General features: G+C 65.1%; 22 protein-coding genes. 13 read left to right on the top strand and 9 right to left on the bottom strand.

Annotated features, from left to right (window positions below; all coding sequences use genetic code 11):
- Window positions 1–59: 59 nt before the first annotated feature.
- Window positions 60–833: a transglutaminase-like domain-containing protein gene (locus BMI91_RS18065; RefSeq protein ID WP_078606133.1), complete on the top strand. Its 774-nt coding sequence runs from the start codon at window positions 60–62 to the stop codon at window positions 831–833.
- A gap of 10 nt (window positions 834–843) precedes the next feature.
- Here BMI91_RS18065 and BMI91_RS18060 read toward each other — a convergent pair whose 3' ends face one another.
- Together BMI91_RS18060 and BMI91_RS18055 are read right to left on the bottom strand one after the other, a co-directional pair.
- Window positions 844–1,179, bottom strand: coding sequence for a cupin domain-containing protein (locus BMI91_RS18060; protein ID WP_078606132.1), 336 nt, complete (start codon window positions 1,177–1,179; stop codon window positions 844–846).
- A gap of 135 nt (window positions 1,180–1,314) precedes the next feature.
- Window positions 1,315–2,169, bottom strand: a complete 855-nt coding sequence (locus BMI91_RS18055) for a LysR family transcriptional regulator ArgP (RefSeq protein ID WP_078606131.1) — start codon at window positions 2,167–2,169, stop codon at window positions 1,315–1,317.
- Window positions 2,170–2,264: 95 nt separating this feature from the next.
- On the opposite strand from BMI91_RS18055, the gene BMI91_RS18050 reads away from it, so the two are divergent.
- Both BMI91_RS18050 and BMI91_RS18045 read left to right on the top strand, forming a co-directional pair.
- On the top strand, window positions 2,265–2,876 hold the full coding sequence (locus BMI91_RS18050; RefSeq protein ID WP_078606130.1) for a LysE/ArgO family amino acid transporter: 612 nt from the start codon (window positions 2,265–2,267) through the stop codon (window positions 2,874–2,876).
- 54 nt (window positions 2,877–2,930) lie between these two features.
- On the top strand, window positions 2,931–3,836 hold the full coding sequence (locus BMI91_RS18045) for a DMT family transporter (protein WP_244176680.1): 906 nt from the start codon (window positions 2,931–2,933) through the stop codon (window positions 3,834–3,836).
- A gap of 116 nt (window positions 3,837–3,952) precedes the next feature.
- Here the strand turns inward: BMI91_RS18045 and choV are convergent, their stop codons facing one another.
- From choV to BMI91_RS18025, 4 genes are read right to left on the bottom strand one after another with little or no spacing between them, the layout of a single operon-like run.
- A complete protein-coding gene (gene choV, locus BMI91_RS18040) occupies window positions 3,953–5,005 on the bottom strand; it encodes a choline ABC transporter ATP-binding protein (protein ID WP_078606129.1) in 1,053 nt (350 codons plus the stop codon).
- Window positions 5,002–5,838, bottom strand: coding sequence for a choline ABC transporter permease subunit (gene choW / locus BMI91_RS18035; protein WP_078547496.1), 837 nt, complete (start codon window positions 5,836–5,838; stop codon window positions 5,002–5,004). The genes choV and choW overlap by 4 nt, the downstream gene beginning before the upstream one ends.
- An 18-nt stretch (window positions 5,839–5,856) precedes the next feature.
- Window positions 5,857–6,498 (bottom strand): hypothetical protein, encoded by a 642-nt coding sequence (locus tag BMI91_RS18030; protein WP_078601822.1) that lies wholly within the window; start codon window positions 6,496–6,498, stop codon window positions 5,857–5,859.
- 35 nt (window positions 6,499–6,533) lie between these two features.
- The gene (locus BMI91_RS18025; RefSeq protein ID WP_078606128.1) at window positions 6,534–7,478 is read right to left on the bottom strand and encodes a choline ABC transporter substrate-binding protein; all 945 of its coding nucleotides are present in this window, start codon (window positions 7,476–7,478) and stop codon (window positions 6,534–6,536) included.
- 118 nt (window positions 7,479–7,596) lie between these two features.
- Here BMI91_RS18025 and betI point away from each other — a divergent pair, with 118 nt between their 5' ends.
- The 3 genes from betI to betA all read left to right on the top strand — a co-directional run bounded on the left by betI (window position 7,597) and on the right by betA (window position 11,347).
- Entirely contained in the window at window positions 7,597–8,178 is a 582-nt protein-coding gene (betI, locus tag BMI91_RS18020) for a choline-binding transcriptional repressor BetI (protein ID WP_078606127.1), read from the top strand.
- On the top strand, window positions 8,175–9,626 hold the full coding sequence (gene betB, locus BMI91_RS18015) for a betaine-aldehyde dehydrogenase (protein ID WP_078606126.1): 1,452 nt from the start codon (window positions 8,175–8,177) through the stop codon (window positions 9,624–9,626). Before betI ends, betB begins: the two co-directional genes overlap by 4 nt.
- A gap of 65 nt (window positions 9,627–9,691) precedes the next feature.
- The gene (betA, locus tag BMI91_RS18010) at window positions 9,692–11,347 is read left to right on the top strand and encodes a choline dehydrogenase (protein WP_078606299.1); all 1,656 of its coding nucleotides are present in this window, start codon (window positions 9,692–9,694) and stop codon (window positions 11,345–11,347) included.
- Between the two features lies 1 nt (window position 11,348).
- Here betA and BMI91_RS18005 read toward each other — a convergent pair whose 3' ends face one another.
- The gene (locus tag BMI91_RS18005; protein WP_078606125.1) at window positions 11,349–11,732 is read right to left on the bottom strand and encodes a DoxX family protein; all 384 of its coding nucleotides are present in this window, start codon (window positions 11,730–11,732) and stop codon (window positions 11,349–11,351) included.
- A 116-nt stretch (window positions 11,733–11,848) separates the two neighbouring features.
- Between BMI91_RS18005 and BMI91_RS18000 the strand changes: the two genes are divergently transcribed.
- A complete protein-coding gene (locus BMI91_RS18000; RefSeq protein ID WP_244176679.1) occupies window positions 11,849–12,463 on the top strand; it encodes a thermonuclease family protein in 615 nt (204 codons plus the stop codon).
- Window positions 12,464–12,534: 71 nt separating this feature from the next.
- Entirely contained in the window at window positions 12,535–12,780 is a 246-nt protein-coding gene (locus BMI91_RS17995; protein WP_078542708.1) for an HP1242/YdcH family protein, read from the top strand.
- A gap of 61 nt (window positions 12,781–12,841) precedes the next feature.
- On the opposite strand, the gene BMI91_RS17990 is transcribed toward BMI91_RS17995, so the two are convergent.
- A complete protein-coding gene (locus BMI91_RS17990) occupies window positions 12,842–14,236 on the bottom strand; it encodes a helix-turn-helix domain-containing protein (RefSeq protein WP_078606123.1) in 1,395 nt (464 codons plus the stop codon).
- A gap of 235 nt (window positions 14,237–14,471) precedes the next feature.
- Here BMI91_RS17990 and BMI91_RS17985 point away from each other — a divergent pair, with 235 nt between their 5' ends.
- The 5 genes from BMI91_RS17985 to BMI91_RS17965 all read left to right on the top strand — a co-directional run bounded on the left by BMI91_RS17985 (window position 14,472) and on the right by BMI91_RS17965 (window position 20,528).
- Window positions 14,472–16,004 carry an acyl-CoA carboxylase subunit beta gene (locus BMI91_RS17985; RefSeq protein ID WP_078522856.1) on the top strand — a complete coding sequence of 511 codons (1,533 nt, stop codon included), beginning with the start codon at window positions 14,472–14,474 and terminating at the stop codon, window positions 16,002–16,004.
- 8 nt (window positions 16,005–16,012) lie between these two features.
- Window positions 16,013–16,534, top strand: coding sequence for a DUF6497 family protein (locus BMI91_RS17980; RefSeq protein ID WP_244176678.1), 522 nt, complete (start codon window positions 16,013–16,015; stop codon window positions 16,532–16,534).
- An 889-nt stretch (window positions 16,535–17,423) separates the two neighbouring features.
- Window positions 17,424–17,816: a hypothetical protein gene (locus tag BMI91_RS17975; RefSeq protein WP_078522855.1), complete on the top strand. Its 393-nt coding sequence runs from the start codon at window positions 17,424–17,426 to the stop codon at window positions 17,814–17,816.
- Between the two features lie 349 nt (window positions 17,817–18,165).
- The gene (locus tag BMI91_RS17970) at window positions 18,166–18,372 is read left to right on the top strand and encodes a hypothetical protein (protein WP_078571734.1); all 207 of its coding nucleotides are present in this window, start codon (window positions 18,166–18,168) and stop codon (window positions 18,370–18,372) included.
- Between the two features lie 152 nt (window positions 18,373–18,524).
- On the top strand, window positions 18,525–20,528 hold the full coding sequence (locus BMI91_RS17965; protein ID WP_078547480.1) for an acetyl-CoA carboxylase biotin carboxylase subunit: 2,004 nt from the start codon (window positions 18,525–18,527) through the stop codon (window positions 20,526–20,528).
- A gap of 95 nt (window positions 20,529–20,623) precedes the next feature.
- Here the strand turns inward: BMI91_RS17965 and BMI91_RS17960 are convergent, their stop codons facing one another.
- On the bottom strand, window positions 20,624–21,100 hold the full coding sequence (locus BMI91_RS17960; RefSeq protein WP_078606122.1) for a DUF4174 domain-containing protein: 477 nt from the start codon (window positions 21,098–21,100) through the stop codon (window positions 20,624–20,626).
- Window positions 21,101–21,162 lie beyond the last annotated feature (62 nt).

Here is a 21,162-nt window from a genome sequence, read left to right as displayed (position 1 = left end):
TGTTACGCGGCGCGCTCCATCCCAGTGACACCACCTGAATCCCGAGAGAAGGAGCCGCCATGCGCATTTCCGTCGACGTGCAGATGCAATACCAGTTCCCGCAGCCGAATACGGTCGCGCTGGTGCTCGAAGCGGCGCAGGCTCCGGGGCAGGAGATCGTCGACGCGTCGATGAACCTCGGCGATGCGAGCGTGGGCCGGATCGCGGGCGATTGCGGCGTGGGCGAGCGGATCTGGGCGCAGGTCGGCACGCAGATGACGCTGCATTATCAGGCGCTGATCGACATCACGCGTCCGGCGATCGACCTGACGCAGATGCGGGCGGCACAGCTCCACGAGCTGCCCGCCGAGGCCGCGCCCTATATCCGGCCCTCGCGCTACGTGCAGTCGGACAAGTTTGTCTCCTTCGTGAGCAAGCGTTTCGGCGATCTGCAGGGCGGGGCGAAGGTGGCCGCGATCCGCGACTGGATCGAGAAGAACCTGTCTTATGTGCCCGGCGCGTCGGATAGCGACACCAACGTGCTCGAGACCTTCGCGGGCCGGGCAGGGGTGTGCCGCGACTACGCGCATCTGTTCTGCGCGATGGTGCGCGCGGCTCAGATCCCGGCGCGCATGGCGTCCTCCTACGGGCCGGATGTGTGGCCGCAGGATTTCCACGCCGTGGCCGAGGTCTGGCTCGATGGCGCGTGGCACCTCGTCGATGCGACCGGCATGTGCGGGGCCGAGAACATGGCGCTGGTCGCGGTTGGGCGCGATGCCTATGACGTGGCCTTCATGGAATCGCAGGCCCCCGCGATGCTGATCAACCAGAGCGTCTCGGTGATCCGGGTCTGAGCGCCTTTCTTCAGGCTTTCAGCGGATAGCGATCGGCCTCCTCGAAGGCGTCGATCACCTTCGTCCCCGCCTTGAGCCGCGCCGAATGCTCTGCGCCGGCGGGGATGTCGTAGCTGTCACCGGGGCGATAGACCCGGGTCTCGCCTGCGATGGTCAACTCCGCCTCGCCTTCGATCACCGTGCCCCACTGGGCCTTATGCGCATGGGGCGGCAGGTCGAAATCGGTGAGGAAGTGCAGGAACACCACCAGCCCTGCCTCCGAGCGGATCGCGTGGCTGCGCACCTGATCTTCGGGAAACGGCAGATCGAGGGCGGGGAAGGCCTGAATGAAATCGGGTAGCTCCATGGGCGTCTCTCCTCCTGACAAGCCTGCGGGACATCCATCACTATGCGCGCCGCGCAGGCCGCGGGCAACGCGCGCTCAGGCCGGGGAGCCGCTCTGGCCGGAACGAGCCGCGCGCAACGCCCTGTAACCGGCCCCTTACAACAACACCGCTTTCGCCGCCTGCCGCAGCGCTTTGGTCAGCGGCGCGAGCGGGGCTTTCAGCCGCCTCGCGCTTTGCCAGTAGAGCGGCACGTCGATCGGCGCCGGGCCCAGCCGTTCCAGCGCGCCGCTTTCCAGATGCGCGCGCACCAGCGCCTCGGGGTTCAGCCCCCAGCCCATGCCGCGCAGACAGGCCTCCACGAAACCTTCGGTCGAGCCGATACGATGCGCGCGCAGCCCCATCGGCATGCCCGCGATCATCGAGGCCCAGCGGTCCTGCAGCCGATCCTTGGCGTTGAACTGCAGGGCAGGGGCCGCGCGCAAGGAGTGCCGGTCGATCCGGTCCGGGAAATAGCGCGCGACGAAATCCGGGCTCGCCGTCGCGATATAGCGCAGCCGCCCGAGGCTCACGCTGTCGCAGCCCGCAATCGGCCCCTCGTCGGCAGTGATCGCGCCCGCGACCTCACCGCGGCGCAACAGCCCCGCCGAATGGTCTTGATCGTCGATCACCAGATCGAAACGCACACCCTCGATCTCGGCCAGCGCGGGCAGCACCCAAGTCGCCAGACTGTCCGCATTCACCGCGATGCGCAGAACCGGCGGGGTCTCGGAGGGCGCAAGCTCGGTTTCCAGAAGCGCCACCTCGCGCAGATGGGCGATCAGCCGCGCGCCATCCTCGGTCGCGCGGCAGGGCGTGGCGCGGATCACCAGAACCGCGCCCATGCGTTCCTCCAACTGGCGGACCCGTTGCGAGACGGCCGATTGCGATACCCCGAGCCGTGCGCTGGCGGCCTCGAAGCTTCCGGTCTCGATCACGGTGGCGAGCGCATCCAGCGCGGCATAGTCGAACATAAGTTTTACTTATACAGAGTTAGTTTAATTAAGTTGAACTTATACGCTCGCCCCGGCACTGAGAAGCGTTTCTGAGCAGACCGGAGGTGAGGCGGATGGAATTGGTGGCATTCTGGGCGGGGCTGAAACTGGGGCTCGGGCTGATCGTGGCGATCGGCGCGCAAAACGCTTTCGTGCTGCGTCAGGGGCTGCGGCGTGAGCATGTCTTCGCGGTGGCGCTGTTCTGTGCGCTTTCCGATGCGGTGCTGATCGCGCTTGGCGTGTCGGGCTTCGCGGCGGCCTCCATGGCGCTGCCATGGCTGCCGGAGACGCTGCGCTGGGGCGGTGTCGCTTTTCTCAGCTGGTATGCGACCCGCTCCGCTTTGGCGGCGATCCGGGGCGGCGAGCATCTCGACCCGAGCGCAGGCAGCGCGCCGTCCCTGCGCGCTGTGCTGGTGACGGTGGCCGCTTTCACTTGGGCGAACCCGCATGTCTGGCTCGATACGGTGGTGCTGCTGGGTGCGGTCTCGGCGCAGTTCGCGGGCGCGCGGATCAGCTTCGCCACCGGCGCGATCGTGGCCTCTTTCCTGTTCTTCTTCGCACTGGCCTATGGCGCGCGACTTCTGGCACCGCTTTTCGCCAAGGAGAGCGCATGGCGCGTGCTCGATGCGCTGATCGCGGTGCTGATGGGCTCGATCGCCTGGAAGCTCGCGGCGGGCGCATTATAACCGACACAAAGCCGCCCCTTGCGCGCGGTGCCGAACCAGCGTCCAAGAGGTGTCATGACCGCGCAAGACAAACCCAACAAACCGCTGATCGGCATCCTGTGGATGCTCGCCACCACCGCCTGTTTCGTGATGGTGAACATCATCGTTCACTGGCTGGGCGATCAGGTGCCCGCCGCGCAATCGGCCTTCGTGCGCTTCATGTGGGGGCTGATCTTCTTCGCGCCCGCGCTGGCCCGCATCCTGCGCCAGAACTTCCCGCCTCAGGTCTGGGCGCTGTTCGGGCTGCGCGGGGCGCTGCATGCGGTGGCGGTGGGGCTGTGGTTCTTCGCGATGAGCAATATCCCGATCGCCGATGTCACTGCGATCAACTATCTCAACCCGATCGTGGTGACGGTGGGCGGCGCGCTCCTGCTGGGCGAGGGGCTGGCATGGCGGCGCGTGACGGCGGTGGTCGTCGCGCTGATCGGCGCGCTGATCATCCTGCGCCCGGGGATGCGCGCGATCGAGCCGGGCCATCTCGCCCAGCTTGGCGCGGCGCTGTTCTTCGGCGGCGCCTATCTCGCCGCGAAGCGGCTGACCGATTATGTCCCCGCGGGCACGGTGGTCGCGATGATGACGCTGGTGGTGACGGTGGCGCTCGCCCCGGTGGCGATCTGGAAATGGGAGCCGATCACGCTGTCGGAGACGCTTTGGCTGGGCGCGGTGGCAGTGTTCGCGACGGGCGGGCATTACTGCATGACGCGAGCCTTCGCCGCGGCGCCTGTGACGGTGACGCAGCCGGTCATCTTCCTGCAACTGGTCTGGGCGGCGATTGCGGGCTGGTCGATTTTCGGCGAGCGCCCGGACCCTTACGTGATCCTCGGCGGTGCGATCATCATCGCCTCGGTCAGCTACATGACCTTCCGCGAGGCGCAGCTCAAACGCCGGGTGACGCCGCCTCCGCCTGCCACCAAGATCTGACAGTGCGGCGCTTTTTGCAAATGTCGGATGCCTCCGGCGGGGATATTTGAGCCCAGCCGAAGGGGCGCGCGCGCCTTGGTTTCGGCTTGGTCAAAATATCCTCCGCGAAGCGTCCCTCAGCTCGCCTCGGCGCTGCGCTGGGGGTCGATGAGCCGCGTGATGACGCCCTCGCGGGTCACGACACGGCCATCGGTGAGCGGCACCGCAGGCTCGTAGCGCAGCCGCTCCATCACGTCGCGCACGGGCGCGTCGGCGGGCATCGGCTCGCCGGTGGCATCGCCGGTGGGCGTGCCGACGGGATCGGCGATGTCTTCTGCGGTCAGCACGCCGAGCGGGTTCATATGGGCCACGAAATCGGCCACATAGCCGTTGGCGGGCTTGGCGATGATGTCGCGCGCGGTGCCGCATTGCACGATCCGGCCGCCTTCCATCAGCGCGATCCGGTTGCCGATCTTGAAGGCTTCGTCGAGGTCGTGGCTGACGAAGATGATCGTGCGCTTGAGCTTGGTCTGCAGCTCCAGCAACTCGTCCTGCAGCTTGGTGCGGATCAGCGGGTCGAGCGCGGAGAACGGCTCGTCCATCAGAAGGATCGGCGCGTCGGTGGCGAAGGCGCGGGCGAGGCCCACGCGCTGCTGCATGCCGCCCGACAGCTCTGCCACCTGACGGTCGGCCCAGTCCGACAGGCCCACCAGTTCCAACTGGGTGTCGACCTTCTTGCGGCGTTCCGTCTTGCTCATGCCGGCGAGTTCGAGGCCGAGGCCGACATTCTCGCGCACGGTCCGCCAGGGCAGCAGGCCGAATTGCTGGAAGACCATCGCGATCTTGTTGAGGCGCATTTTGCGCAAGGTCGCGGGGTCGGCATGGGTGACGTCGACGAGACGCTCGCCGTCATGCACCTCGACCTGACCGCGCACGACCGGGTTCAGCCCGTTCACCGCGCGCAGCAGCGTCGATTTGCCCGAGCCCGAGAGGCCCATCAGCACGAGGATCTCGCCTTCGGGCACCTCGACCGAGCAGTCATGCACGCCCAGCACCTGATCGGTACGCTCCTGAATCTCGGGGCGCGAGAGCCCTTCATCCATCAGGGGCAGCGCCTCTTGCGGGCGGTCGCCGAAGACGATGGAGACATTGTCGAATTTGACGGCGGTTTTGGCTTTGGTCTGGGTCATTTCGAACCTCCGCGGCGCAGCATGCGGTCAAGGATGATGGCGACGACGACGATCACGAAGCCGGACTCGAAGCCGAGCGCCGTGTTGACGGTGTTGAGCGCGCGCACGACTGGCACGCCGAGGCCGTCAGCGCCGACAAGCGCGGCCACCACGACCATCGAGAGCGAGAGCATGATGGTCTGGTTCAGACCGGCCATGATCTGCGGCGTGGCGTAGGGCAGTTCGACCTTCCACAAGAGCTGGCTCTTGGTCGCGCCGAAGGATTGGGCGGCCTCGGTTAGCGTATCGGGCGTCGAGGAAACGCCCAGATGGGTCAGGCGGATCGGCGCGGGCAGCACGAAGATCACGGTCGCGATCAGGCCCGGCACCATGCCGATGCCGAAGAAGACGATGGCCGGGATCAGGTAGACGAAGGCCGGCAGCGTCTGCATCAGGTCCAAGACCGGCTGCAGCACCGAATACAGGCGCGGACGGTGGGCGGCGGCGATGCCGATCGGCACGCCGATCCCCATGCAGACCACGCAGGCGGCGATCACGAGGGTGAGGCTCTCGGTGGTTTCCTCCCAGTAGTCCTGGTTGAGGATGAACAGGAAGCCCACGATCACCAGCAGGGAAATCTTCCAGCTGCGCTGCAGCAGGTAGGCGATCACCGCGAAGGCGAGGATCACGAGAAGGGGCGGGGGGCCTTGCAGCACCCAGAGCGTTGCGTCGATCAGGGCCTTCAGCGCCACGGAGAGCGCGTCGAAGAGCGGTGCGGCGTGGTCCTGCAGCCAGTCGATCACGATCTTGGCCGTCTTGCCCACGGGGATTTTGGTATCGGTCAACCAGTTCATAGCTGTCCTTGCGGTTTGTTATTTCTGGCGCGTCTCGATGCGGTCGAAGGCGACTTGCGATTGCGCCTTGCCGGTTTCGGGGTCGAGCTTGGTCACGCGCAGGACCAGCCCGGCCTTGGGAGAGAATTCCTTGAGGAAGGCGGTGCGCAGCTTGCCCATCGCGATCCGTTCGACGACCTGCCAGACATCGTAGCGGCACGCGCCGATCTGCACCGAGCCGGTGCCGCGATAGGCGTAGGAGATGGTGCCGCGATCCTTGGTCTCGCCGTCGACTTTCAGGCTCACCGGGGTGCGCCAGTTGCCCAGCTGCGGCAGTTGGTCGAGCCGCGTGGGGTCGTCGTCATAGATGAGCGCGAAGCTGCGCCCGTCCATTTCCTGCAGGCTCACCGCCAGCGGATGGTCGTAGCGCTCGCGCTTGGGCGGCCGGCCGAGTTCGGGATCGTCGACCCGGTAGGAGGTCAGCGTGCCGTTCTCGTAGCGATAGGCCTGCGCCATTTTCGGGCTGTTGCGGGTAAGCGTGACGCCCGCCGCGTGCAGGGCCTCGGCATCTGGGCAATCCGCGGCGCGCGCCGGGGTGAGGGGCGCTGCGATCATCCCCGCGAAGAGAAGGGCCGCGCCGGTGAGGGCGCGGACCGAGGGGAAGCGGGGGCGGAGGGTCATGCCCTGTCGCCCGCGCGAATATTTCGCCCAAAGGCTCACGAGTTCAGCGCTTTCTCGACCGCTGCCTGCGCGTCGCCGCCGTCCTTCGCGGTCACACCGTCGAGCCAGGCTTTCCAGGCATCGGGATTGGCTTTGAGCCAAGCCTTCGCGGCGTCCTTGGGATCGTCGCCATCGTCGAGGATCTTGCCCATGATCTCGTTTTCCATCCCGAGGGTGAACTTCAGGTTGGAGACGAACTTGCCCGGGTTCGGGCATTCGTCGACATAGCCCGCGCGGACGTTGGTCATGACCGTCGCACCGCCGTAGTCGGGGCCGAAGAAGTCATCGCCGCCCGACAGGTAGGTGATGTCGAAGTTGGAGTTCATCGGGTGGGGTTCCCACGCGAGGAAGATGATCGGCTTGTCGGCCTTGTCGGCGCGCGCGACCTGCGCGAGCATGCCCTGCTCGGAGCTTTCCTTCAGGTCGAAGTCCTTCAGGCCGAACGCGTCCTTGTCGATCATGTCGAGGATCAGCGCGTTGCCGTCATTGCCCGGCTCGATGCCGTAGATCTGGTTGTCCAGCTCGTCGGCGTGCTTGGCGATGTCGGAGAAGTCCTTGATGCCGGCCTTGGCACCGGCGGCGTTGGTCGCGAGCGTGTATTTCGCGCCGGTCAGGTTGGTGCCGAGCGTCTCGACCGTGCCGTCCTTGGTGTAGGGATCCACGTTGGCGGCCATCGAGGGCATCCAGTTGCCGAGGAACACGTCGACATCGCCCTTCGAGAGCGCCTCGTAGGTCACCGGGACCGAGAGCACCTTGGTGTCGGTCTCGTAGCCGAGCGCTTCGAGGATGGTGGTCGCGACGGCGGTGGTCGAAGTGATGTCGGTCCAGCCGACATCGGAGAAGGTCACTTTCGAGCAATCGGCGGCCTGTGCGGGCGCGATGCCTGCCAGCCCGAGCGAGAGCGCAGCCCCCATTGCGAGGAGCGTGGAACGAAGTTTCATGCTTTTTTCTCCCTGTGCAGCGTTAAGAAAAACCGCGGGATGCGGTTGTTGATTGACGAGTCAATAAACATGTTCTAGCTCGACATGCAAGCAAGCCACCCGGAAGGAGGCCGATCACATGCCGAAGCTTGGAGCAGAGCCTATACGGCGCGCTGCCTTGGTCAAAGCGACTATTGAGACAGTGGGCGAGGCGGGATCGCTCGACGTGACGGTCGCGCAGATCGCCCGGCGCGCAGGTATGTCCTCGGCGCTGGCGCACCATTATTTCGGGTCGAAAGACCGGATTTTCCTCGCCGCGATGCGGTCGATTCTGTCGATCTACGGCGCGGAAGTGCGCGGCGCGATGGCGATGGCGCAGACCCCGCATGAGCGTGTTCGCGCAGTTGTGATGGGTTCTTTCGCGGCGGGCTCGTTCCGGCACGAGGCGATCGCCGCGTGGCTGAACTTTTACGTTCTCGCGCAGTCGAGCGCCGAAGCCCGGCGCCTGCTGCATATCTATCAGCGCCGTCTGCGCTCCAACCTCATGCACGGGCTGCGGCCGCTGGTCGGCGACCGTGCGGGCTCCGTGGCCGAGGGTTTGGGCGCGCTGATCGACGGCGTCTACATCCGCGCGGCGCTGGTCGCGGGCGATCCCGACCGCGAGGCCGCCTGCGAACTGGTGCTGGCGCATCTGGAAAAAGAATTGGAGGTCCACCAATGAGGGCACAGCCGAAAGCAAGCCATTTCGTGAATGGCGACTGGATGGAAGACACCGACGGCGACGAGCTGATCGTCACCTATCCCGGCACCGGCGAGGTGATCGCGAAGCTGCATGCGGCGACCCCTGCGGTGATCGACGCCGCGATTTCCGGGGCGGTTGAGGCGCAGAAGGACTGGGCCGCGCTGCGCCCGGTCGAGCGCGGCCGCATCCTGACCCGCGCCGTCGCGATCATCCGCGAGCGTGGCGAGGAGCTGGCGCTGCTGGAAACCCTCGACACCGGCAAGCCGATTCAGGAAACCCGCGAGGCCGACTGGCCCTCGGGCGCCGAGGCGCTGGAGTATTTCGCAGGTCTCGCTCCCACGCTGACCGGCGAGACGATGCCGCTGGGCGGCGATTTCGCCTATACGATCCGCGAGCCGCTGGGCGTCTGCGCGGGCATCGGCGCGTGGAACTATCCCAGCCAGATCGCCTGCTGGAAATCCGCGCCCGCGCTGTCGACCGGCAACGCGATGGTGTTCAAGCCTTCCGAGATGACGCCGCTGGGCGCGCTGAAGCTGGCCGAGATTTTCATCGAAGCCGGGATGCCCGCGGGTGTCTTCAACGTGGTGCAGGGCTTCGGCCCGGTGGGGGCGGCGCTGTCCACCGATCCGCGTATCGCGAAAGTCTCGCTGACGGGCTCGGTGCCGACGGGCGCGAAGGTCTATCAGGCGGCTTCGGCAGGCATGAAACACGTCACGATGGAATTGGGCGGCAAATCCCCGATGATCGTGTTCGACGACGCCGATATCGAAAGCGCGATCGGCGCGGCGATGCTGGGGAATTTCTATTCCTCGGGGCAGATCTGTTCCAACGGGACGCGGGTCTTCGTGCAGAAGGGCATCAAGGAGAAGTTCCTCGCCCGGCTTAAAGAGCGCACGGAGACCATCGTCGCGGGCGATCCGCTCGATGAGGCGACGCAGTTCGGTCCGCTGATCTCGAAGGCGCAGTTCGACAAGGTCATGTCCTACGTCGAGAGCGCGAAATCCGAAGGCGCGCGGCTGGTCTGCGGTGGCTCTGCGGGCAATGAGGGGCCGCTCTTCGTGCAGCCCACGGTCTTCGCCGATGTCACCGACGACATGACCATCGCGCGCGAGGAGATTTTCGGCCCGGTCATGTCGGTGCTGGATTTCGAGACCGAGGAAGAGGCAATCGCGCGGGCCAACGACACGCAGTTCGGCCTCGCCGCGGGTGTGTTCACCGGCGATCTGGCGCGCGGGCATCGTGTGGTCAGCCAGCTTCAGGCGGGCACGACCTGGATCAACGCCTATAACCTGACGCCGGTGGAGATGCCCTTCGGCGCGGTCAAGCAATCGGGCTTCGGGCGCGAGAATTCGCGCGCGGCGGTGGAGCACTATACGCAGCTCAAATCCGTCTATGTCGGCATGGGACCGGTCGAGCGCCCTTACTGAGTTCGAATTTGGGGAGGCTGGGGGCGCTGCCCCCGGACCCCCGGAGTATTTGAGGCCAGATGAAAATGAGTGTTTCGGCAGAATTTGTGATCGTAGGCGCGGGCTCGGGTGGCTCGGCGCTGGCGTATCGGCTCGTGGAAGCGGGCCGCGACGTCGTGGTAATCGAGCATGGCGGCTCGGATGCGGGGCCGTTCATCCAGATGCCCGGCGCGCTGAGCTATCCGATGAATATGGGGATCTACGACTGGGGCTTTCAGTCGGAACCCGAGGAGCATCTGGGCGGGCGGCGTCTTGCGACCCCGCGCGGCAAGGTGCTGGGCGGCTCGTCGAGCATCAACGGCATGGTCTATGTCCGGGGCCACGCGCGCGATTTCGACCATTGGGAAGAGAGCGGCGCAACCGGCTGGGGCTATGCCGACGTGCTGCCCTATTACAAGCGGATGGAGCATTGGCATGGCGGCGAAGAGACCGAGTGGCGCGGCCGTTCGGGGCCGCTGCATGTGACCCGCGGGCCGCGCGCCAACCCGCTGTTCGACGCGTTCGTCGCGGCGGGCAAGGCGGCGGGCTATCCGGTGACCGAGGATTACAACGGCCAGCAGCAGGAAGGCTTCGGGCCGATGGAGGCCACGATCTACAAGGGGCGTCGCTGGTCGGCGGCCAATGCCTATCTGCGCCCGGCGCTCAAGACCGGCAAGCTGCGGATCGTGCGCGGTCTGGCGCGGCGCGTGGTCTTCGAAGGCAAGAAGGTCGTCGGCGTCGAGATCAAGCGCAAGGGCCAGATCGAGGTGGTCCGCGCGAGCTCCGAGGTCGTGCTGGCAGCCAGCTCGATCAACACGCCGAAGCTGCTGATGCTGTCGGGTGTCGGCCCGGCAGAGCATCTGCGCGAGCATGGAGTCGAGGTGCTGGCGGATCGCCCGGGTGTGGGTGCGAACCTGCAGGATCACCTTGAGATCTATATGCAATTCGCCGCGAAACAGCCGGTGACGCTGTTCAAATACTGGAACCTCTACGGCAAGGCCCGGGTGGGCGCGCAGTGGCTGTTCACCAAGGGCGGGCTCGGCGCGTCGAACCAGTTCGAGAGCTGCGCTTTCATCCGCTCGGATGCCGGGATCGACTATCCGGACATCCAGTATCACTTCCTGCCGATCGCGGTGCGCTATGACGGCAAGGCCGCCGCCGAGGGGCATGGCTTCCAGGCGCATGTCGGGCCGATGCGTTCGAAATCGCGTGGGCATGTGCGGCTCAGCTCGGGCGATCCTGAGGCCAAGCCCGAGATCAAGTTCAACTATATGAGCCATCCCGACGACTGGGCAGAGTTCCGCAAATGCGTGCGGCTGACGCGGGAAATCTTTGCGCAAGGGCCGATGGCCGCGCATGTGAAGCACGAGATCCAGCCCGGCGCTGCGGTCGAGACGGATGAGCAGATCGACGCGTTCATCCGCGAGCATGCCGAGAGCGCCTATCACCCCTGTGGTACGGCGAAGATGGGGGCGGCGGGCGATCCGAGCGCCGTCGTCGATCCGGAAGGGCGCGTGTTCGGGGTGGAGGGGCTGCGGGTCGCCGACAGCTCGGTCTTCCCGCGCATCACCAATGGCAACCTGAACGCGCCCTCGATCATGGTGGGCGAGAAGATGGCCGATCACCTGCTGGGCCGCGCGCCGCTCGCGCGCGAGAACCTCGAGCCGTGGATCGCGCCGAACTGGCAGGTGGCGCAGCGCTGATCTAACCGTTCTTGCGGCGCGAGAGGTCGAGGGCATAGCGCCCCGGCCCTTGCGCCGCGAGGATCAAAAGCCCGCCCGCGATTGCCCAGTTCTTCACGAAGATCGTCACCTGCCACGGGTCGGCGCGCAGCTGCCAGTGAAACCAGCTGGTGAAGATGCAATAGGCGGCAAGGATGAGGGCCCAGCCCCGCACCTTCGGACCGAAGATCAGGCCGAGCGCCGCGATCAGGTTGAACAGCGCCACGGGCCAGACCAGCCAGCCGGGCAGGCCGAGCCAGCCGATCATCTCCTCCACCATTTGCGGGTCGCTGACCTTCTGCACCGCGCCGCCGAAGAACAGCAGCGCGATCAGGATACGGCCGATCAGGTTGAGCGCGTCGGACATGTGGGACTCCCAAGTTTCGCGTTTACTATTCAGCTACGAAATCTGTTGCGTGCGAGATCAGTTCCGCCGATATCTGGGGCATGTTAAGGATTTGTTCACTCCTCGTTCTTCTCGCGATGCCAGCCGCATCGCAGCTTTCGGCAGCGACGGTGAGCGGCCTGCCGCGCGTCGTCGATGGCGATACGCTGGTGGTCGCGAATACGCCGGTGCGGCTTTTCGGGATCGACGCGCCGGAGGCGAAGCAGAGCTGCAAGACGGCGCAGGGTGTGCGCTGGGCCTGTGGTCGGGCGGCCACGGCGGAGCTGCAGCGGCTCGCGGGGCAGGGGGTGCGCTGCTCGGGCGATGAGGAAGATCTCTACGGGCGGCTGATCGCGGTGTGCCGGGCAGGCGGGCGCGACCTGAATGCCGAGATGGTCGCGCGCGGGGCGGCCTTCGCCTATCGGAAATATTCGCGTGATTATGTGTCGCAGGAGGAGCGGGCGCGGCGCGCTGGGCTCGGCGTCTGGCAGGGCGCGGCGGAGCGCCCCGCAGAGGTCCGTGCAGCCGCCAAGGTGCAGACTCCGCCGGGAAATTGCGCGATCAAAGGCAATATTTCCGGGCGCGGGCGGCTCTATCATCTGCCGGGCACGCGCGCTTATGCCGCCACGCGGATCAACGAGGCCAAGGGCGAGCGATGGTTCTGCTCGGAAGCCGATGCAAAATCGGCCGGATGGCGTCGCGCGGGCGGCTGATTTGATGCGCATCAAGGTGGGCCGAGTCGCGCTGGCCTAATGTCGACCCGACAGCAAGGAAAGGGAGCGACATGGCCAATACGCCGCACACGCTGCAAGAAGAATTCCCGACGAAACTCGATCGGATTCACGAGTTGAAAATCTCCAACGCGCATTTTGCAAAATTGTTGGACGATTACGACGCGCTCAACGATCGCGTGCACCGGGCCGAGACGAATGTGGAGCCGATGGACAGCTTGGCCGAGACCGACCTGCGCAAGCAACGCGCCGCAGTGAAGGACGAGATCGCGCGGATGCTGGGCACCGCCGACGCCTGAGTTGTAGGGTAACGAGTGATTTTGGTGGGACGCCTCGAGGCTTCGGCCCCGGGGCGTTTTTCTATGCGATGTCGTAGGGCAGAAGGCCGCGATGGTCGGGATCGACATGCAGCCGGCGTTCCAGCGGCGGAACCGAGCGCTGGTGGCAGTCCTTGCGCTCGCAGATTCGGCAGGAGATCCCGATCGGCTGGTAGGCCTTGGGATTGCCGAGCTCCATATCGTCGGCATAAACGAGCCCCTTCGCGTGGCTCACCTCACACCCAAGACAGATCGCGTAACGACGCACGGGCGCAGTGAAGCTGCCCCCCGATTTCGAGACGTCGCGCGCGAGGCAGAGGTAGCGCACGCCATCGGGGGTCTCGGCAAGTTGCCGCAGGAATTTCGTTGGTGTCTCAAAGGCTTGGTGGACGTTCCAGAGCGGGCAGGCGCCGCCGAACCGGGCGAATTGCAGCCGGGTCGCGGAGTGGCGCTTGGTGATCGTGCCGGCCTGATCGACGCGGACGAAGAAGAAGGGGATGCCCTTCGCGCCGGGCCGTTGCAGCGTCGAGAGGCGGTGGGCGACCTGCTCGGTCGAGGCGGTGAAGATATCGCAGAGCCGCTCCAAGTCGTGGCGGGTCTCCTGCGCCGCCTCGAGGAAGGGGCGGTAGGGTAGAAGCGCGGCGCCCGCAAAGTAGTTGGCCAGACCGATCTTGGCGATCGCGCGGGCGGTGTCGGACTGGAAGCGCGCGAGGTCGAGCGTGGCCTCCAGCAGATCGTTCTGGGTCAGCAGCGCCACTTGATGAAGTAGCTGGAAGGCCTGCGTTGGGCGGCCCGCATGGGCGTTGATCAGAAGGCGATTTCCGTCACGCTCGCGCAGCTGCGAAATGTCGGAAAACTGCACGTCGATGCCCCGTTTCGCGAGGGTGTCGATTGCATGAGGAATAGGCTCCAACCGGTTGCCATCGCGGCAGGAATAGCGCTCGGCGGCGCGGTCGACGGCGTCGATGTAATTGTCGCAATAGTGGAAGAAGTCGCGGACCTCCTCCCAGGGGGAGACCACCGTCTGCGCGCCCTCGCGGCCCAGGGCTTCGTCGAGCGAGGCGAGGCGTTCATGGGTTTGGCGATAGGCGCGGTGCAACTCGAGGAAAGACCGCGCCAGCGCCGGGGCATTGGACGCCGCGAGCCGCAGATCGGCCAAGGGCGGCGCGCCATCGGAGAAGATCGGATCGGCCAGCGCCTCGCGCATGTCCGAGACCAGCCGCTCCGCATCGCCTGCAGAGAGCTCGGTCACGTCGAGGCCGAATTCGCTCGCCAGCGCCAGCACGACCTGCGCCGAGACCGGGCGGTGGTTGTTCTCCATCTGGTTGAGATAGGGCAGCGACACGCCGAGCCGCTCGGCGAAGGCTTTCTGGGTCAGGCCAAGCCGCGTGCGGGTTTCGCGTAGTTTCACACCGGCATAGAGTTTCTGAGTCGCCATCTGCCCCTCCCTTTGCAAAGGAATTTGTAGCTTTGCAAAAATCCTGCGTCAAATTCTCCCGGGTCAGAGGCGGCTTCGCGGGTGCAACCGGGGATAGGCTTCGATCAGCAACGGGCTTCGCAGTTATGCAATTCGCTATCCGTTGCTTGCCAATTATTTGCAAATTTTCTCGAATCCCCTTTGTAAGATTGTTGCGTTCGGAATAGTGTGCCGGGAAATTATGCGGAGGACCCTCATGAGAGACATCCTGAAGGAGCTGGAGCATCGGCGCGACGAAGCCCGCCTTGGTGGCGGCGAGAAACGCATCGAGGCGCAGCACAAGAAGGGCAAGCTGACCGCGCGCGAGCGGATCGAATTGCTGCTCGACGAGGGCTCTTTCGAAGAGTTCGACATGTTCAAAACCCATCGCTGCACCGATTTCGGGATGGAAGAGAGCAAGCCCTATGGCGACGGCGTCGTCACCGGTTGGGGCACCGTGAACGGGCGCATGGTCTATGTGTTCAGCCAGGACTTCACGGTGTTCGGCGGCTCGCTGTCGGAAACCCATGCCGAGAAGATCTGCAAGATCATGGATATGGCGGTCCAGAACGGCGCGCCGGTGATCGGGATCAACGATTCGGGCGGTGCGCGGATTCAGGAAGGCGTGGCCTCGCTTGCGGGCTATGCGGACGTGTTCCAGCGTAACATCATGGCCTCGGGCGTGGTGCCGCAGATCAGCCTCATCATGGGCCCGTGCGCGGGCGGTGCGGTCTATTCGCCCGCGATGACGGATTTCATCTTCATGGTGAAGGACACGTCGTACATGTTCGTCACCGGCCCCGACGTTGTGAAGACGGTCACGAACGAGCATGTGACGGCCGAGGAGCTGGGCGGCGCCTCCACCCACACCAAGAAGAGCTCGGTCGCCGACGGCGCCTATGAGAACGACGTCGAGGCGCTGTTCGAGACCCGCCGTCTGATCGATTTCCTGCCGCTGTCGAACCGCGAGAAGGCGCCCGTGCGGCCCTTCTTCGACGAGGTGGACCGGATCGAGGCCTCGCTCGACACGCTGGTGCCGTCGAACGCAAACACCCCCTACGATATGAAGGAACTGATCCTGAAAATCGCGGATGAGGGGGATTTCTTCGAGATCCAGAAGGATTTCGCGGGCAATATCATCACCGGTTTCATTCGTCTCGAAGGTCAGACGGTCGGTGTGGTCGCGAACCAGCCGATGGTGCTGGCGGGCTGTCTGGACATCGATTCCAGCCGCAAGGCCGCGCGCTTCGTGCGCTTCTGCGACGCGTTCGAAATCCCGATCCTGACGCTGGTCGACGTGCCGGGCTTCCTGCCGGGCACCAGCCAAGAATATAACGGCGTCATCAAGCACGGTGCGAAACTGCTGTTCGCCTATGGCGAGGCGACTGTGCCGAAGGTCACCGTCATCACCCGCAAGGCTTACGGTGGCGCTTACGACGTTATGTCTTCCAAGCACCTGCGCGGCGATTTCAACTACGCCTGGCCGACTGCGGAAATCGCGGTGATGGGGGCCAAGGGCGCGGTCGAAATTCTCTATCGGTCCGAGCTGGGCGAACCCGAGAAGATCGCCAAGCGCACTGCCGATTACGAGGACCGGTTCGCGAACCCGTTCGTGGCGGCCGAGAAGGGTTTCATCGACGAGGTGATCCAGCCGCGCTCGACGCGCCGCCGGGTGGCCCGTGCCTTCGCGGCGCTGCGCTCGAAGAAGTTGTCCAACCCGTGGAAGAAGCACGATAACATCCCGCTCTGAGGAGGCGCATGACGGGCAGGCCGAGGATCACGACGCTCTTGCCCGGCGCTCTCGCCGGGCTGGTGCTGGCATTGCCCGCATCGGCTCAGGAGCTGCGGGAGGTGCCGCCGGTGCCCGATTACGGCACGGTCATGCATCCGGGCAATCTGGGTGAGGATCTGGGGCCGGGCGATGGGCCGGAGGGGACCAAGGGCGATGCGATCCCTGTTCCGTCCGGGCAAAAGGTCTGGTGGATCGACGTGATCCATAACGAGGCCGGGCCGGACGGGCTGACCTATCGCTTTCGCTTCCTCGCGCCGCAGATCGGAGGGCGCAGTCCGCTGTCCTCCGATATCGCGCTGAAGGATATCGAGGCGCTGTGCAACAGGTGGGTGGTGCCGCGCCTGCCGCAGCCCGGTCCGGAGCCCGCGCAGGTGATGGTGAGCCTGTCGGACCAGATCGTGCCGTTCGGCGATGCCGCCCCCGAGGTGGTGCAATATTTCGACAGCTTTTCCGTCGAGGACGGAAACTGCGTTTGGGAGTTTTTCTGATGGCTTTGGCCGGAACCGCAGATCACAGCTTGGAGGGCATGATGCCGGGGCGCGCGCAAGCGCAGCCGCTCACGGCTAAATCGCGCTTTCGTGAGCGGGATTTGCAGGCTAACCTGCCCTTGGGGAAAGCAATTTCGGTCCCCGCATTGAAACGGGTCGTGCCAAACCTCGCCGAGATCGGGGCGGGCGCCCCCTTGGACAGGAGAACGACATGTCGAAAGCTCTCATCGCGCTTGGCCTCGTGGCCTTCGTCGCAGCCTGCGCACCCAAGCCTGAGCCCGCGCCGGTGGCCGTCACCACCGAGCCGACCTACACCGGCAAGTACAAATAATCTGCGTGCGGGGCGGGGCGGCAGCCGTCGCCTTGCCCCCGCGATCCCTGCGGGAGCCGTGGCGCTGTGTGATACGCCATACGGTTACCTAGCGGCAATTATCCTTCCAGAGTACGCTCTTAGCCATTCCAACAATGAATGGGGGAGAGTGAAATGGTCCGAATTTCTCTGGGCGCGGTTGCCTGCGCGGCTTTGCTTGTGGGCTGTGCGCCCAAGCCGGAGCCTGCACCTGTCACCGTGGAGCCGGTCTATACCGGCAAATATGGCGGCCCCGTCGCCAGTGGCGGCTCGTGCCGACCGACTGGGCGGCTCGTCGACTCGCAATACCCGGCGTCCGTGCCCGACTGTCCGCTCGAATGCGGACCGCTCGAGACCGCGACTGCCGCAACAGCGCAGCGACCGGCACAATGTGTGCCCGAGCCGCGCGGCGGATCAATGCGTCAGCCGACGGGAACGCCTCGCTCGACAACTCCGAACGACCCGACGCGCGGGTAACAGTGTTGCACCGCTAACGCTCAGCACGCGCCGTCCCAACATCTTCAAAGGGGAGGGCGCGTCATGCTGAAGCATCGCGGTTTCCCGTCGCGGTTACCCTCGACGGATTATCAATTCACCATTCGCCGCGCCAACAAGAAGGGCGCGACGAAACTCATCCGGCGTGAACGCTATGCCGATCGCGGTCATGGCGATCGCAAGGCCGATGCCGGCTTCATGGCCGCGCTCTGGGCGCAGTTCGGCGAAGAGCCGTTCGAGCGCGGCAATCTCGATGCGGGCCGGTTGAGCTGGCTCTTTGGGCGCGAAGTCGTTGCCGCCGAGGATCCGTTCGATCCCGAAAGCTACGAGGCGCTTCTCAAAATCGACGTGAAACGCGCGGAAGCCTCCTTCCCGGAGGTCTTCGCCGATCCCGATGCCTTCACCTTCGATGATGACGAGGATGAGGATTGGGCATGATTTCGCTGATGTCCTGCGCGAAATGGCGGCATGCCGCCGAACCTCATGGTTGCAAGGATTTCGCCTTTGCAATCGCCGATGCGCGCGGTCACATTGAGCGGGCAAGCCGTACTGTCCCCAACACCCGCGGCTTGTTTAATATCCCTACCCCTTCCCTATTCCTGCGGCCTGATCTTATGGTCGGGCCGCAGCTTTTTTCTTTCGGGGGTCAAGGGGGGCACCGCCAAGATGTGAAGGGGAGCGGCGATAGCTCGCCGATGGGGCTTCAGCTCGCGTTTTCGCCGTTGGCTTTTCACGGCGCCGCGATAAACTCGCGTCCAATCATAACCGCTATTGGAGGCAGTTTCCCATGCGTAAAACCCCGATCCTTCTTGTCCTTGCCGGTCTCGCTCTCGCAGGCTGCATGCAAACCGACGGCCAGCGCGCCCTCGCCGGTGCAGCCGGCGGCGCGATCATCGCGGATGCGACCGACAACAACGCGCTCACCGGCGCGGCTCTCGGCGCGCTCGCGGGCACCTATTGCGACGACGCGGGCGTCTGCCAGCGCTCGTACTAAGCACATCTGCGCGGCTCTGACCGCGTCCGATCGCTATTCGACCGCCATCGGGGCTGCGCGCTCCGGTGGCGGTTTTTCTTTTGTCTCACATCATGAACACGACACGCGGGGCGGGGGGATGCCCCTCCCGCACCGGAAGGGAAGGGCCTGACATGTTCAAGAAAATCCTGATCGCCAACCGTGGCGAGATCGCTTGCCGCGTCATCAAGTCGGCGCAGAAGATGGGGATCAAGACGGTCGCCGTCTATTCCGATGCCGATGCGCAGGCGCTGCATGTCCAGATGGCCGATGAGGCGATTCATATCGGCCCGCCGCCCGCGAACCAGTCCTATATCGTGATCGACAAGATCATGGATGCGATCCGCCAGTCGGGCGCCGAGGCGGTTCACCCAGGCTACGGCTTCCTGTCGGAGAACAAGAAGTTCGCCGAGGCGCTGGAAAAAGAGGGCGTCGCCTTCATCGGTCCGCCCTCGGGCGCGATCGAGGCGATGGGCGACAAGATCACCTCGAAGAAGCTCGCGAAAGAGGCGGGCGTGTCGACCGTGCCCGGCTACATGGGCCTGATCGCGGATGCCGATGAGGCGGTGAAGATCTCCGACGAAATCGGCTACCCGGTGATGATCAAGGCTTCCGCCGGTGGTGGCGGCAAGGGGATGCGCATCGCGTGGAATGCCGAAGAGGCGCGCGAGGGCTTCCAGTCGTCCAAGAACGAGGCCGCGAACAGCTTCGGCGACGACCGCATCTTCATCGAGAAATTCGTGACGCAGCCGCGTCACATCGAAATTCAGGTGCTCGCCGACAAGCATGGCAACTGCGTCTACCTGAACGAGCGTGAATGCTCGATCCAGCGCCGCAACCAGAAGGTCATCGAAGAGGCGCCGTCGCCCTTCCTCGACCCCGAGACGCGCAAGGCGATGGGCGAGCAGGCCGTGGCCCTGTCGAAAGCGGTGGATTACTGCAGCGCGGGCACGGTGGAATTCATCGTCGACGGCGAGAAGAACTTCTACTTCCTCGAGATGAACACCCGTCTTCAGGTGGAGCACCCGGTCACCGAGCTGATCACCGGCATCGACCTCGTCGAGCAGATGATCCGCGTGGCCGATGGCGAGAAACTCCCGATGAAACAGGAAGATATCGGCATCAACGGCTGGGCCATCGAGAGCCGCCTCTATGCCGAAGATCCCTATCGCAACTTCCTGCCCTCGATCGGGCGTCTGACCCGCTACCGCCCGCCGGTGGAAGGCAAGACCGCTTCGGGCGGCATCGTGCGCAACGATACCGGCGTCTTCGAGGGCGGCGAGATTTCGATGTTCTACGACCCGATGATCGCCAAGCTCTGCACCTGGGCGCCGAGCCGTGGCGAGGCCATCGAAGAGATGCGTCTCGCGCTCGATATGTTCGAGGTCGAGGGCATCGGTCACAACCTGCCGTTCTGTGCCGCGGTGATGGATCACGAGCGTTTCGTGACCGGCAACATCACCACCGCCTTCATCGAAGAGGAATATCCCGAAGGGTTCAACGGCGTGACGCTGGACGAGGGGATGCTGCGCAAGGTCGCGGCGGCCACGGCGGCGATGGAGCGCGTGGCCGAAATCCGGCGCACGAAGATCTCCGGCACGCTCGGCAACCACGAGCGCAAGGTCGGCGTGGATTGGGCGGTCTCGCTTCAGGATGAGGATTTCAAGCTCAAGGTGAACGCGGATCGCCATGGTTCGACCATCATCTTCGAGGATGGCGAAGAGATGCGCGTCGAGAGCGACTGGACCCCGGGCGACCCGCTGGCCGAGCTGAGCGTGAACGGAGCGCCGCTGGTGCTGAAAGTCGGCAAGATCCCGATGGGCTTCCGCATCCGGGTGCGTGGCGCCGATCTGAAGGTCCATGTCCGCACGCCGCGCCAGTTCGAGCTCGCGCAGCTGATGCCGGTGAAACTGCCGCCGGATACTTCGAAATTCCTGCTCTGCCCGATGCCGGGGCTCGTCGTGAAGATCTCGGTCGAGGAAGGCGCGGAAGTGCAGGAGGGTCAGCCGCTGGCCACCGTCGAGGCGATGAAGATGGAGAACATCCTGCGCGCCGAGAAGAAGGGCACCGTGAAGAAGATCAACGCCGAGGCGGGCGCGAGCCTTGCCGTCGACGACATCATCATGGAGTTCGAATAAGTGACGCCCGCGCCGTGGCATAGGGAGGCCGGGCGACCGGCTCACCCCGCCACGGCGGGGCGCGATCTATTGGCCTGTGCGCATCGGGGGAGCGGTCAGAAGCCGCGCTCTTCGCGGATCTCGTCGCGCCGGATCGGCATCTTGTCGATCGAGCGGACGATCTCGCGCGCGTCCCACGGGGCGGGCTTGCGCAGGTTCACTGTGCCGTCCTTGGCGATGATGACGAGGGAGAACCCGCGCGGGCGTAGCGTGCGCCGCACGTCGCTGGCCGGATCGGGGGTGGTGTCGGTGATGACGACGACGTCGCGCCGGGCCAGCTCCGCCCAATGGTCCTTCAGATATCGGATCTGTTCCTTGAAGGCCGGGTCGAGCGGGCTGTCGGCGAAGACGACGATGGGTCGTTTCTGCCAGACGAGCGCGTCCAGATCCGCATCCGCCCCATCGACCGGTGCGAAGGGGGGCGTGACCTCGGGCTCTGCCACGGCGAGATCGACGGTGCTCTCTTGGGCCGCGGCCGCAAAGGGCGTCAGCGCAAGAAATGCAGCGAGTCCAAGGGATAATAGACGGGTCATGGGCTCCTCTCTCGTTCCTGATATATGCGCGGAAGGCCTCTCGCACCATGCCGGGCCCTGCG

Source organism: Thioclava sediminum, from assembly GCF_002020355.1.
Classification (GTDB): Bacteria; Pseudomonadota; Alphaproteobacteria; order Rhodobacterales; family Rhodobacteraceae; genus Thioclava; species Thioclava sediminum.
This window is presented reverse-complemented; position numbering and strand designations above follow the sequence as displayed.